The sequence below is a fragment of the Undibacterium sp. GW821-FHT07F11 genome, assembly GCF_059418665.1.
Window position 1 is genome coordinate 126,734 of record NZ_JBWKQH010000006.1, and the last position, 13,897, is coordinate 140,630.

Genomic DNA, 13,897 nt, shown 5'->3' on the forward strand with positions numbered 1-13,897 from the left:
TATGGATACCTCAGCTACTCCCTCTCCCATGATATTGGCAGCCAGCCTGGTTGCCAAAGAATTTGCCGCGCCCCATGCCAATGCAGTAGATCATGAAGCACGCTTCCCCATCGAAGCTGTGGCTGCGCTCAAGCGAGAGAAATTGCTGAGTGCCTATGTGCCTGTGGCGCTCGGTGGTGCCGGAGTGAGCCTGAGTGAACTGGTGGAAATCGTTGAAACACTGGCGCGTGAATGCGCATCAACAGCGATGATCTATGCCATGCACCAGATACAGGTGATCAGCATAGTCCGGCATGCCATGGATAATCCCTGGTATCAGAATTATTTGCGCGAATTGGTCGAACATCAATATCTGATTGCTTCGGTGACTTCTGAAGTTGGTGTCGGTGGTGAAATGCGCCGTAGTAATTGTGCAGTGGAAGTGAATGGACAGCGCTTCAAGCTGGTCAAGGATGCGACGACGATTTCTTATGGTGCACAGGCCGATGATTTACTGGTGACTGCCAGACGCAATCCCGATGCCGCACACAGTGATCAGTCATTGATACTGGTGCGCAAGGCCGATTACACGCTGGAGCAAAAAGGTGGCTGGGACACCATGGGCATGCGTGGCACTTGCAGCCCTCCCTTCCTCATGACTTCCACTGGTGATGTGGCGCAGATCATTGATGTGCCATTTGGCGACATGTCGGCGCAAACCGTGGTGCCGGTATCGCATCTGCTCTGGGGTGGTTGCTGGATGGGATGTGCCGCAGCTGCTGTCAACAAAGCCAGGGCTTTTGTGCGTGGTCAGGCCCGTGCCAATCCAGGTGTTGTGCCACCAACAGCCCTGCGTCTGGCAGAACTGGTCAGCATGATGCAAAGCATGCGTACTTCGGTGCAAGCCTGCCTGACTGAATATGAAACCTTGTCAGCAGCAGATGATGCTGCGGTCGGTACACTGACTTCCATGGGCTATTCACTGAAGATGAATAACCTGAAGATAGATGCAACCCAGGCCCTGCCGCAAATCGTGACCAAGGCTTTATCCATCTGCGGCATCCTTGGCTATAAAAACGACAGCAAGTTCAGCATGAGCCGCCACCTTCGGGACGCACATTCAGCCGCCATCATGGTCGGCAATGACCGCATCCTGGCTACCAATGCCAATTTGCTGCTGGTACTTAAAGACGACTAGGAAGGACACCCATGTCTATCGATTTTTCTCCTGAGGGCCTGACCGACGATCTGGTCGCCGCCGGTCATATCATCCCCGTTGGCGTGCAGGGCATTTTTGGCCGTGGTCCGGTGTTTGAAGATGTGCTGCGTCGTTTTGATGACTATGTCAGCCGGGTGGCCGCCAATGATGGTGCGGTCAAAATGTCTTTCCCGCCTTGCCTGGACCGCAAGGTGCTGGAACGCAGCGAATACCTGGATTCTTTCCCGCAACTGGCCGGTACCATCTTCAGCTTCACTGGCAATGAAGCACAGCATAAAGAACTCATGGAAAACGTCCATGAAGGCCGCCCATGGACGCATCTGCAAACCATGACAGCAGTGTGTCTTACGCCTGCTGCCTGCTATCCGGTCTACCCCAGCTTCACTGGCACTGTTCCTGCCGAGGGACGTTTGGTGGATATGCAAAACTGGGTATTCAGGAATGAGCCTTCGCCAGAGCCTACCCGTATGCAATCTTTTCGCGTGCGTGAATTTGTCCGTGTCGGTACGCCTGACATGGTAGTTGCCTGGCGTGATATTTGGTTACAGCGCGGCCTCGATATCTTAAAGTCCCTGGGTTTGCCTGCGCATTCAGACGTTGCTTCTGACCCTTTCTTTGGCCGCGGTGGCCGTATGCTGGCCGCCAACCAGCGTGAGCAGCAATTGAAGTTTGAAGTATTGGTGCCAGTGATATCCGAAGCCAAGCCGACGGCGGTTTGTTCCTTCAATTATCACCAGGATCATTTCGGCAAGCTGTTTGATATTTACCAGCAAAACGGCGAGCTGGCGCATACCGCCTGTCTGGGCTTTGGCCTGGAACGCATCGTCATGGCCTTGTTCAAGACGCATGGCATGCAGCCAGAGAACTGGCCTCAGACCACCCGCGACGTATTGTGGTCATGAGTCTGCACGCGTTAAAGCCGATTATTGCCAGCGACTATCTGCCGCATACCCTGCATGGCGCTGACCGCGCCTGGGCAGAAACCAATTGCTACATCGATGTCTGGATAGAAGTCTTGCATGCGCAAGGCTTGAACCCGCTGGCATGCCTGCCGATGGTCTTTGCCAATGATTTTGATGGTGACCAGTGGACTTTCTACAAGCCACCGCATGAAGACTTGTTTGCTCTGTATGGCATCGATGTGCAAGAACTTAATGTCTGGCGTGGCTTGCTCAGCAATGCCACAGTCCAGCTTGGCCGTGGCCGTCTGGTGCTGACCGAAACAGATTCATTTTACCTACCCGATACGGCAGGCACAGACTACCGCACGAATCACGTCAAGACCACGATAGCCATACAGGAAATCGACCTTGAGCAGCGCAAGCTAGGTTATTTTCATAACAGCAGCTACCATGAGTTGCGGGGCGAAGATTTTCTCGAGACCTTCAGGATAGGCAAGCCGCACGACCCTGACTTCATGCCCCTGTTTGCCGAGTTTGTGCGCCTCGATCATGTGCAGAAAAAAACAGATGCAGAACTGGCGGCGATCTCTCTGCCGCTCTTGCGCAAATACCTGGACAGACGCCCGCGCAGTAATCCTGTCAGTCTGTTCCTGCCGGTATTTGTTCGCGATGTAGAGCAATTGAAAGAAGAGGGTATGGCGGCCTATCATGCCTATGCCTTTGCCTGCCTGCGTCAACTGGGCGCAGGCTTTAGCCTGGGTGCGCATTATCTGCGCTGGCTGCAACAGCATCAGGTCTTGCAGTTTGAGCAGGCAGCGGCAGAATTTGATGCTATTTCCGAAGTCACTAAAACCCTGTTGCTGAAAACCGCCAGAGCCGTCATGGGGAAAAAGCCTGTAGATCTGGCACCGCTGGTGGAACAACTGGCCAAGCACTGGCAGCAAGGCATGGCAGCGCTTGATAACAGCCTGGCTGGGCGGTGAGTGCATCCATGACAGACCGGATACTCATTCCTCTGACTGCTGATTGGCGAGCTGTACAAGTGGCTGGCGGTAGTGCGATTTTGCCTTCTGGCTTGTCCTCAGGATTACTCGCACAAATTCCAGCGCAAGTGCCAGGCACCGTCGCCAGCGCACTACGTGCGGCTGGGCAGTTTGAATATGGCAAAGATAATTTTGATGAGGCCGATGTCTGGTATTTCTGTGAACTGGAATTGCCTGACAATGCTGCTCGTTTGCATTTCGAAGGTCTGGCGACGCATGCTGAAGTTTACTGGAATGACAGCCTCATCTTGCGCAGCGAGAACATGTTTATCGCACACAGCCTTGACCTGGCTGCGCTTGCCATCAGTGGCAAGGGACGCTTGAGCCTGCGCTTCCTGGCGATGAACACACAACTGGCGCAACGCCGCCCGCGCCCGCGCTGGAAAACCCGTCTGGTCGAGCAACAGCAATTGCGCTGGATGCGTACCAGTTTATTGGGCCGCATGCCGGGCTGGTCACCACCGGTGGCCCCGGTGGGGCCTTATAGACCCGTCATGCTGGAATTACAAAGCCAATTCCGCATCATCGGTAAAAACATCAGTGGCAAACTTGATGGTGCTGATGGCGTGCTGGAAGTTGAATTGACGATACAAAGCCTGCAAGCCATCTCCTCTTGTTCCATCAGGATTGGCGAGCAAGACTTCGCACTGAATTGGCAAAGCCTGGGTGAAAATCAATACCGTATTCTTGGCCTCTGCCGCATCGCAGAAGTCAAAAAATGGTGGCCGCATACGCATGGTGATGCAGCGCTGTATACGCTGGAATTGCATATCGCGTCTGCCGGGCATACGCAGACTATTGATCTTGGTCATACCGGTTTCCGTCAGATACGGGTGGATCAGAGAGACGGCGATTTCAATTTGCATGTGAATGATGTTCCCGTATTCTGTCGTGGTGCCTGCTGGACGCCAGCGGATGCAATTTCATTGCAAAATGAAGCCGCCGACCTGCGCCAGATGCTGACACTGGCACGCGATGCTGGCATGAACATGCTGCGTGTGATTGGCACCATGGTGTATGAGACCACGGAGTTTTATCAGCTATGTGATGAGCTTGGTATCCTGGTCTGGCAAGATTGCATGTTTGCAAATATGGATTACCCTGTGAATGATGGCGCATTTGCCGCCAGTATCACGACAGAAGTGCTGCAATTCTTGCAGCGTACACAGCACTCTCCGTGCATTGCCGTTGTTTGCGGCAATAGCGAAGTGGAACAACAGGCTGCCATGCTGGGTCAGCCGGCAGAACTCTGGCGTAATGATTTTTTTGGACATACCCTGCCCGGACTTTGCCAGCAATACAGACCTGACATACAGTATTGGCCCTCCAGCCCCAGCGGCGGCGTCATGCCTTTCCAGCTCGATAATGGTGTTGCCCATTATTTTGGTGTCGGTGCTTATCTGCGACCACTCGACGATGCTCGCCGCAGCGCCATACGCTTTACCTCGGAATGTCTGGGTTTCTCGAATATGCCCGACGATGATCTTATCGACTGCATGCTCAAGAATGGCGAAACACCAGGCCCGCATCCAGCGTGGAAACTGGGCGTACCGCGTGACAATGGCACCGGCTGGGATTTTGAAGACGTGCGTGATCATTATATGACGGAGCTGTATAGAGTAAATCCTGCCAGCCTGCGTTATGCTGACCGTGAACATTACCTGTCACTGGCACGCACGACGACTGGTGAAGTCATGGCGAAAACGATCGCTGAATGGCGGCGTGCTGGCTCTGCCTGCCATGGTGCACTGATCTGGTTCTGGCGGGATCTGCGGCCAGGCGCAGGCTGGGGCATTCTTGACGCGCATGGCAAACCCAAGGCGGTCTATTATTATCTGAAGCGCACCATGGCGGCGCTGACCGTGTTCATCACCGACGAAGGCTTGAATGGCCTGGCTCTGCATGTCATCAATGACGGGCCACAGGCATTTGATGGTGAACTGGAACTGAATCTCTACCGTCATGCAGAAACCCGTGTTGCGCATGGCCGTATTGCCGTGCAAGTAGCCGCACACACGGCAATCAAAGTGCAGGACTATGCGCTTTTACCGCATTTCATTGATACCAGTTATGCCTATCGATTCGGGCCAGCCGGGCATGATGTAGTGCAGGCCGTTTTGTATAGTCCAGGGCAGGCACAGGTCATTGCCACAGATTTTCATTTCCCGCTTGGTCATCAATTTGATCAGCAGGCGGATGTGGGTTTGCGTGCACTGTGCAGCCAGGATGCTGATGGTAATCACCTGCTGCATCTGAGTACGCAAAAGCTGGCGCAGGCTGTTTCCATACAAATTCCCGGCCTGCTGCCTGAAGATAATTATTTTCATATGGCACCCGGCAGCAGCAGGCAAGTACGACTGTCCGTCATACATGTGAAGTCCATCAGATCTGGCCATGTGCAGGCACAAAATGCGCAGGGCAGTGTCAGGGCGACGGTGGAAAGCAGCGTAGCAACTAGCGTAGTAACTTAGCGGGGCAGATTTGGCAGCGCAACAGTACCCAAGCAAAGATATTCTGTACACACCGCAAGCCTTCTGGTTTGGCGATACGGCCAGCCCCATGCTGGGCTGGTATCACCCTGCGCGCATCCGTGATGCCGGGGGCAGCCGTCGCTGCGGCGTGGTGCTCTGCCCACCCTTTGGCCATGAATACATGGTCTCGTATCTGGCCTATAAGCATCTGGCCACGCATCTGGCAAAAGCCGGCTTTGATGTCTGTTTTTTTGACTATAACAATACGGGTGATGCTGCCGATGTCGCCGAAGTTGCCGGAACTGACAAGGACAGAGTCGCCCTGTGGCAAACAAATATACGTCAGGCTGCAACACAATTACGCCTGATGGCCGACGTAGAGCATATTGCCCTGTTCGGCTTGCGCCTGGGTGCTTTGCTGGCAGGCACAGTGGCAGCCAGCATTGATGCCAAAGCCCTCATGTTGATGGCACCTGTCATATCAGGGCGTGCCTATGCCCGTGAAATGCTGGTCTTGCGCAGTATGAGTTCCCTGCAAAAAGAAGTCGATCCTGATCAGACTATCGATCCCAATCATCAGGCGACCGATGACGAATTGACCGGTTATGAATTTACCGCTGCCACCCGTAGCAGTCTGGGCAAGCTGGATTTAAGCAAGCTGCCTGCACCTGCCATGCCCGTCTTTTTGCAGCAGCGTGATGACATCACAGGGCAGGAAGCAAAGCTGGTGCAAGCCTGGCATCATCATGATCATGCGCTGCAATTATCAGACTTGCCCGGCTATGCCGCCATGATGCGTGAAGATGCACATGACACGCAGGTACCGACGGCAATCTGGCAAGAAATGCAGTCCTGGCTGGCGCGCTATTTCCCTTTGCGAGAAGTAAGCAGCAAGGATGTGCCGGTGACGAATGATATTGCCAGCCTGCGCATTGCCAATACGATAGTGGAAGAAGAATTGGTCGAATTTGAAGGCATGACAGGCATCGTCAGCCATCAGACCGGCGCAAATGTGTTTGCCTTGCCAACTGTGGTCTTGTGTAATATCGGCGCCAATCACAGGGTAGGTAATCATCGTTTATATGTAACACTGGCACGTAGCCTGGCCAGCCAGGGGTTTTATGTTTTGCGCTTTGATAAGTCGGGCATAGGCTATAGCAGGACGACACCAGAGGATAAAGAAAACGATGTACATGCGGCATCCAGCGTGGATGACCTGAGTAGCGCCATGTATTTCATGCAGGGTAAATACCATAGCCCCTCCTTTGTATTGACTGGTCTGTGTTCCGGTGCCTACATGGCATATTTAAGTGCGCTCAGGGATGAACGCGTCAGCGCCCTGGTCTTGATGAATCAACTGACGTATCGCTGGCGGGCAGGCGATACCATAGAAGCCAGAAAAAAAGCCACGATCAAATCCACCCATTATTACGTGCATGCACTGACTAAAGGTGATACCTGGATGCGCGTGCTCAAGGGGCAGGTGGATTTCCGCCAGATAGGGGGCAATTTATTCCGCCGCATAGGCAAGCGCATGCGCACGCAATGGCAATCGTTAAGCACCCACCTGATGCATAATAATTTTTTCCTCGGACAGGTGGCACGTAATTTCAAGAACCTGGAAGCGCGTGGCACGGAACTGGTACTGATCTATGAAGCCAGTGATACAGCAGTTGATGTCATGACAGAACAATTTGGCAGGCATGCGAAATTGTTAGGGCAAAGCGAAAGGATATGCCTGAAATTCTTTAGTGGAGCGGATCATACTTTTACGCCACGCTGGTCACAGTTGGCGCTGGTAGATTTCATCGGCAAACATCTACTGCATCGCTTCAGCCATCGTCAGCCAGGGGAGATGCCTGTCATCACGGCACCTCTTGCCCGTCTTCAGCATTTTGACGCCGTTGCTAATGCAGCTAGTGCAGTCAATGTAGCTAAGCCTGTTTCTGCAGACGTGGCAAAATAAAACGCCAGACCACGATCAGTTCAAATATTTCAACAACGATCAGGGCCAGGATCGCTCCCTGTGCCCCCATACGCGGGATGCTGAAAGCAGTAATCAGCAACACCATACTGAGAGTCACGCTACCGAGGAAAAACATTTGTTTGTAAGCGCCACCACTGGATAACCAGGAGGTGCCTACCCAGCGGGCAGCATTGATGGCGAAATACGCCCCCCACATCATGACCAGGGGATCAAGCCCACTGTACTTGGCGCTGATGACATGGCTTTCCAGCCATGGCAGGGCAAACAAGAGCAGGGCGACATAGGCCAGCACCACCAGTTCTATGCCAGCAATGGAAAACAGGGTCAGGCGCTTGAGCCCGTGCCAGTCTTTTTTTGCCATCAGGCGACTGGCTTCTGGCCTGGCCACCCTGGACCAGGCGGCCACTGCCAGCGGTATCGGCATGAGCATCAGGCGCGAGGCATTCAAATCGGCAATCGCTGCGACCCCCAGCCAGGCTCCGGACAGATACACATAGCTGTAGTTCGACAGCCAGCCGACGATCACCCCTGACACTGCCCAGCGCCCGTGACCGGCGATGGTTTCCTGATGGGCGTTGATGGCCTGGCGGATTTCTTCTTCCGCGTGGGCTTCAACGTCGGTGGAAGTATGTGTCAGAAAATGCTGGCGGCTGGCCAGTGTACACAGGAAGGAGGAGGCTGCCAGCAGCACAAATACAGTCACCAGATCGAAATGCTTGCTGAAATACAGGTAGGCCAGGCCGATGGCGACCAGGCTTACATATAAAATGTCTTGCCGCAGTACCGAAATGATGTCGGACTGGATGAAGCCGACGGTACGGCCATATTCGCGTATGCCATTGCCAAACAGATAGGTGGCAAAAACGGCACCCAGTATCCAGCTTTTGTTGCTGTAATGCGTCGCCGCTGGCACAAACTCTACAATCACGAAAGCCAGTGAGCCCATCGCCAGGGTCCAGACTACTTGCTTGTACCAGTAATGACGCAGCAGGGATTTGCGGGTATCCCCTTGTACTGAGGGGGCAACCGTAGTCAGTGGCCCGGCTATCCAGGAATCGACGATCAGGCCGACCAGCAGACCACCGGCGTACAATTGTCCATACAGGCCATAGTCATCTTTTGCCACCAGATTCATGAGCAAAATGCCAATGACAAAATTCAGGGCACTTAGCATGCCCTGGTCTATGACCGATAATATGGAAGAAGAAAGAAATTTTTTATAAAAACTCATGAGCTTGCACGAGATGGACCTGGCTTATGATGCGGGATTGCGAAGCAGAGACAAATCTTGTCCCAGCATATTTTGCTATAGAAACATAACATCAAGACTGGCTGATACACAAAGTATTTCATTCTTTTACAATGGCTTTACCTTCATTTTCAATTATTTATGAATAATTTAACCACTAAAGACAGGGCACTGGTGCTTTTCAGCGGCGGTCAGGATTCTGCCACTTGTCTGGCCTGGGCGCTATCCCGTTATGCCCATGTAGAGACTATAGGCTTTGATTATGGTCAGCGCCATGCCATAGAACTCAGCGTCAGACCTGTGCTGATAGAAAAAATGCGCCAGTTCTCACCTGAATGGCAAAGCCGCCTGGGTGAAGACCACATGATAGATCTGGGCTTGATTTCCCAGCTTTCACATACGGCGATGACAGAAGATATTGCCATAGAAATGCAAGAGAATGGCTTGCCGAATACTTTTGTTCCTGGCCGCAATCTGATGTTCATGATGACAGCAGCCACGCTGGCCTATCGCCGTGGCTTGAATGTGCTGGTTGGCGGCATGTGTGAAACCGACTTTTCCGGTTACCCCGATTGCCGCGATGACACCATGAAAGCCTTGCAGGTAGCGCTGAATCTGGGCATGAACACCCGCCTCAAGCTGGAAACTCCACTGATGTGGATCAACAAGGCGCAAACCTGGCAACTGGCAGAACAGCTGGGCGGCTCAGCCCTGGTTGATCTGATACGTGAAGACACGCACACCTGTTATCTGGGTCAGCGTGGTGACATGCATCCCTGGGGCCATGGCTGTGGTACTTGCCCGGCCTGTGCCTTGCGCGCGCGCGGTTATGAATATTACCGCAGCGGTAACTTTGACTTGTAAGCTTGCTGTTAACTTATGGGATTAGAATAGCAGCACACACCATGAATGAAGTTCATCAATGCTGATCGCCGTCATTACAGACTTACATGCCAATCGTGAAGCCCTTGAGGCTTGCCTGGCGCATGCAGAAAAGCATAACGTGACTCGTTATGCTTTTCTGGGCGACCTAGTTGGTTACGGTGCCGATCCCCGCTGGGTACTGGATAAAGTGATGGACTATGTCAGGCAGGGGGCCTGGGCCCTGATAGGCAACCATGACGCCGGTTTGTTGCAGGGAGATCGTCAGGGCATGAACCCGACTGCCAGAAAAGTGGTGGACTGGACGCGTGCCCAAATAACTGCAGAGCAACTCGACTTCATTGCCAAACTGCCTTACCGCATAGAGTGGGAAGACATGCTGTTCGTCCATGCCAATGCCTGGGCACCTGAGAAATGGGAATATATAGATGGCGTCATGGAAGCCACGCGCAGCATGCATGCGACCAAGGCCAATATTACCTTTTGCGGACATGTGCACATGCCGAGTTTGTTCCACATCAGCCTGACTGGCAAGACCGGTGAATTTACCCCGGCACCTGAGGAGGGCATACCGCTGAGCAGGCAAAGGCGCTGGCTGGTCATACCTGGCTCAGCCGGTCAGCCACGCGATGGCAATCCGGCTGCCTGTTATGCGACTTTTGATACCGAAGACCAGGAGCTGACTTACTACCGCGTTCCCTACGATACCGAAAAAGCCTGCCAGAAAATTATTGCTGCTGGCTTGCCGCCAGCTTTGGGACACAGGCTGCTACATGGGAATTAGCCAGGGATACAGATGAGTGGCCCCGGACATCACAAGCTGCAAAGCGGCATGGAATTCGACGGCTATCGCCTCGAAGAGAAATTGCATACCGGTGGCATGGCTGCCTTGTGGCACGTGACAGATTTGCGTGACCGTCACCCCCTCCATCTGTTAACCGATGATGGCTGCCCGCCCGCATTGATTATGAAAGTGCCGCTGCTGTATTCAACAGATGATCCTACCGCCATCGTTGCTTTTGAAGTCGAGCAAATGATCATGCCCAAGCTCAGGGGCAGGCATGTGCCACGTTACTTCGGCGCCGGTGATTTTGATGCCCAGCCGTATATCGTCATGGAGCAAATCGCTGGTGCATCCTTGCGCAGCCGTTTTGAAGAAGCGCCTTTGCCAGTGACAGAGGTGGTGGATATTGGTATCAAGGTGGCGCATGCCTTGCAGGACCTGCACAAGCAGCATGTCATCCATCTCGACCTCAAACCCAGCAATATCATGTTCCGCGCCGACGGTACGGCAGTACTGATTGATTTTGGTTTGTCGCGGCATGACAGATTGCCGGATTTGCTGGATGAAGAATTCCGCTTGCCCATGGGCACCGGCCCCTATATTTCACCCGAACAGGTAATGGGTGTACGCAATGAACCGCGCAGTGATTTGTTTTCGCTGGGCGTATTGTTATATCACCTGGCCACCGGGCAGCGGCCTTTTGGTCACCCTACTTCAGTCGCTGGTTTAAAAAAACGACTATACCGTGACCCCATACCGCCGTGCAGCCATCGCAGTGATTTACCGACATGGTTGCAGGAGATTATCTTGCGTTGCCTGGAAGTCGAACCAAGGAACCGCTTTGATACTGCAGCACAACTGGCTTTTTTATTGCAACATCCCGATCAATTGCAATTGACGGCGCGGGCAGACAAGCAGGTGCAGGATGGCTATCTGTCCGTACTCAAGCGTCGTTTCCAGATTAATGCTGCTGAACCAGCTTTATCACAGAGTCTCTCCGATAAATTGTCCAGAGCCCCGATCATCGTCGCTGCGCTGGATTTGAACGGTGGTTCAGAAGCGCTGGCAGAAAGCCTGCGCAATATCACCAGGCGCATGTTGCAGACCGAACCAGGTGCGCGCCTGGCTTGCCTGACCATACGCAAGGTCAGCCGCATAGGCATGGATGAGAGTCTGATACAGCAGGGTGAAAACATCCATGTCAAGCAACTGGTTGACCTCAAGCATTGGGCCAGGCCTTTGAACCTGAATCCCGACAAGATCACTTTCCATGTGCTCGAAGCATCCGACCCGGCTACTGCCATTATCGACTATGCCCACAATAATCGTGTAGATCACATCATCATCGGTTCGCGCGGCAGTTCAGCCTTGCGCCGCTATCTGGGCAGTGTGTCCGCACAAGTCGTGGCCGAGGCCGAATGTACGGTGACAGTCGTGAAAGCGCACGACAAGTAGTGGCCTAACTATGTTGTCATGTCTTATTTTTTCAGGCTTTCCAAAACCTGATCAACAAAATCACCATCGGCATCGCTGAACTTCAGGCGTACCGGATACCATTCCAGACCGGGGGCCAGCCATAAATCCAATTGCTGGTCCTTGGAGTCGGCTGGTGGTGCCTTGCTGACGTGGATGGCGACCATATCGCCCATGGGGGTCTTGATATTTTCCGGCCCCAGCACCTTGAATGTCCATGGGTCGGCATCCCTGCGGCCGGCGACCAGCATCTTCCATTCCGAACCAGCCTTGAAAGCTTCACCAGCGGCACGGGCGATGGCGATCAGCTGCCAGCTGGCGCTGGTCCTGTCCTGCTCGCCGCCTTTCAGGACATAGGTTTCAGTGGAAGCGCTGAAGCGCAGGGTTTTGCTGTCACGCTCAAAGCTGGTCGTGGTAGCGGGTTTGCGAAAGCGTTTTTCGACAAATTTGTCGGGTGCCAGGCCATAGTCATCGATATTACCGTGGCTGCTGGCATCCAGGATTTTGCCCACCAGCATGGCATGGGTTTCTGTGATGATGCTGTATTTCTGGTCAGCAGTCTGCCATTTGACCGAGGCTGAACCACTCAGTGGCAAGCCGCTTTGTTTGGCCTTGATGCTGTATTGCAGCTCCACCGGTGGCGGCAGCCTGGTCGCATATTTGACCGCAGCTTCATGTCCTTGTGCCATGGTCTGAGCATTCAGGCCCAATGCCGATAGCATGAGGGCGAACACGGTAATAGACTTGCGCATGATTATCTTTCCATATTGGTGACACTGACGATTTTGGTGGCAGTCTGTGTGGTCACAGCACCATTACTTTCAGTATTGCGTATTTGTATCGGGTACCAGTACTGATCCGGTGCCAGCCAGATTTCGAGTTTGGAATTGTAAGAACCTGGCAGGGGTGGCCGCACTACATGCCAGGCCATGATCTTGCCCGCCTTGGTTTCCACTTCTTCGTAGGCAGTCACGATAAAAACAAAGGTGGAGACATCGCGCTCCTCTGCCACTTGCAGGCGGATTTCGCGTCCTGCCTGGAATTTTTCAGGATCAGCATAGCCTATACCAGCCAGTTGCATGATGAAGCTGGCCTTGTCCTGAACACCATCTTTCACTTCCGCCGTCTTGTTGGAAGAGGAAAAACTCACGGACTTATTGGCATGGTCAAAGTGCGTTGCGGTCTCGCTGCGGTTACGTCGCTTTTCTGAACTGGTCGCCGGTGTAATGCCATATACATCAATCAGGCCTTCGCTACGCATCTGATACAGGTTGACAGAAGTCAGTAACAAATCCAGGGATGCTTCCACACTCATCTTGTAGCGGCCAGTCTTGAATTCCCAGTTGATTTCGCCATCGCCGTAAACAGGGCTGCGGTTCGGTTCTGTGCGCACAATGCGCATGCTGATTTTGCCTGTCTGTGGCGCACGTACGGGGTAGGTTTGTGGCCCTTCAGTATTTGTGCTGTCTTTGTTGACCTGACCACTGGCGTCTTCTGCTTTGACTTCGGGCTTGGTCTCTGCTGGCAGGGCAGGCGTATTGTCCTTTACTTCCACGGGTGCGTCTGCGCTTGGTACGGGGGCAGGCTCAGGTTCCGCTGCTGGTAAAGGCGTTGCGGCTTTTTTTACTGTAGCAAGCGGTTCGGCTTCAGGTGCCGCTACCGGGCCAGGCCTGGCACTGCTGCTGGCGGTTGTTGGTTCGGCCTGGTCAGGGATGTCCTTGAATTGTACGGCAATAGGGTTTTCCTGCAGTCTTGGCTTGTCCGGCATGACATCCCCGCCCAGGCCAGACAAGACGAACAGATGTAACAATACCGCCAGCGTCAAAAACAGCATATTCTGGCGTGTGATTAAATTGGTATCAAATTGAGGGGCAGTAGCGTTCATCCTGCTAGTGTAAACGCAGTCGA

At 53.4% G+C, this 13,897-nt stretch carries 11 protein-coding genes; 8 read left to right on the plus strand and 3 right to left on the minus strand.

Annotated features, from left to right (window positions below):
* Window position 1 precedes the first annotated feature (1 nt).
* Genes AC07OI_RS16205 through AC07OI_RS16225 form a run of 5 tightly spaced genes read left to right on the plus strand, consistent with a single transcriptional unit; the run spans window position 2 to window position 7,580 of the window.
* Complete coding sequence (locus AC07OI_RS16205; protein ID WP_495257925.1) at window positions 2–1,177, plus strand: acyl-CoA dehydrogenase family protein; 1,176 nt, start codon at window positions 2–4, stop codon at window positions 1,175–1,177.
* An 11-nt stretch (window positions 1,178–1,188) separates the two neighbouring features.
* Window positions 1,189–2,100, plus strand: a complete 912-nt coding sequence (locus AC07OI_RS16210; protein ID WP_495257926.1) for an amino acid--[acyl-carrier-protein] ligase — start codon at window positions 1,189–1,191, stop codon at window positions 2,098–2,100.
* On the plus strand, window positions 2,097–3,083 hold the full coding sequence (locus AC07OI_RS16215) for a DUF1839 family protein (RefSeq protein ID WP_495257927.1): 987 nt from the start codon (window positions 2,097–2,099) through the stop codon (window positions 3,081–3,083). The genes AC07OI_RS16210 and AC07OI_RS16215 overlap by 4 nt, the downstream gene beginning before the upstream one ends.
* Window positions 3,084–3,091: 8 nt before the next feature.
* Window positions 3,092–5,614: a glycoside hydrolase family 2 protein gene (locus AC07OI_RS16220; protein ID WP_495257928.1), complete on the plus strand. Its 2,523-nt coding sequence runs from the start codon at window positions 3,092–3,094 to the stop codon at window positions 5,612–5,614.
* A 10-nt stretch (window positions 5,615–5,624) separates the two neighbouring features.
* Window positions 5,625–7,580 (plus strand): alpha/beta fold hydrolase, encoded by a 1,956-nt coding sequence (locus tag AC07OI_RS16225; protein WP_495257929.1) that lies wholly within the window; start codon window positions 5,625–5,627, stop codon window positions 7,578–7,580.
* On the opposite strand, the gene AC07OI_RS16230 is transcribed toward AC07OI_RS16225, so the two are convergent.
* Complete coding sequence (locus tag AC07OI_RS16230; RefSeq protein WP_495257930.1) at window positions 7,549–8,832, minus strand: lipopolysaccharide biosynthesis protein; 1,284 nt, start codon at window positions 8,830–8,832, stop codon at window positions 7,549–7,551. The genes AC07OI_RS16225 and AC07OI_RS16230 overlap by 32 nt on opposite strands.
* 159 nt (window positions 8,833–8,991) lie before the next feature.
* On the opposite strand from AC07OI_RS16230, the gene queC reads away from it, so the two are divergent.
* From queC to AC07OI_RS16245, 3 genes are read left to right on the plus strand one after another with little or no spacing between them, the layout of a single operon-like run.
* Complete coding sequence (queC, locus tag AC07OI_RS16235; protein WP_495257931.1) at window positions 8,992–9,714, plus strand: 7-cyano-7-deazaguanine synthase QueC; 723 nt, start codon at window positions 8,992–8,994, stop codon at window positions 9,712–9,714.
* 58 nt (window positions 9,715–9,772) lie between these two features.
* Window positions 9,773–10,516 (plus strand): metallophosphoesterase family protein, encoded by a 744-nt coding sequence (locus AC07OI_RS16240; RefSeq protein WP_492704704.1) that lies wholly within the window; start codon window positions 9,773–9,775, stop codon window positions 10,514–10,516.
* Between the two features lie 12 nt (window positions 10,517–10,528).
* Window positions 10,529–11,971 carry a protein kinase domain-containing protein gene (locus AC07OI_RS16245; RefSeq protein ID WP_495257932.1) on the plus strand — a complete coding sequence of 481 codons (1,443 nt, stop codon included), beginning with the start codon at window positions 10,529–10,531 and terminating at the stop codon, window positions 11,969–11,971.
* A gap of 23 nt (window positions 11,972–11,994) precedes the next feature.
* Here the strand turns inward: AC07OI_RS16245 and AC07OI_RS16250 are convergent, their stop codons facing one another.
* On the minus strand, window positions 11,995–12,741 hold the full coding sequence (locus AC07OI_RS16250; protein WP_492704706.1) for a DUF3108 domain-containing protein: 747 nt from the start codon (window positions 12,739–12,741) through the stop codon (window positions 11,995–11,997).
* 2 nt (window positions 12,742–12,743) lie between these two features.
* Window positions 12,744–13,874 (minus strand): DUF3108 domain-containing protein, encoded by a 1,131-nt coding sequence (locus AC07OI_RS16255; RefSeq protein ID WP_495257933.1) that lies wholly within the window; start codon window positions 13,872–13,874, stop codon window positions 12,744–12,746.
* Window positions 13,875–13,897: the final 23 nt, after the last annotated feature.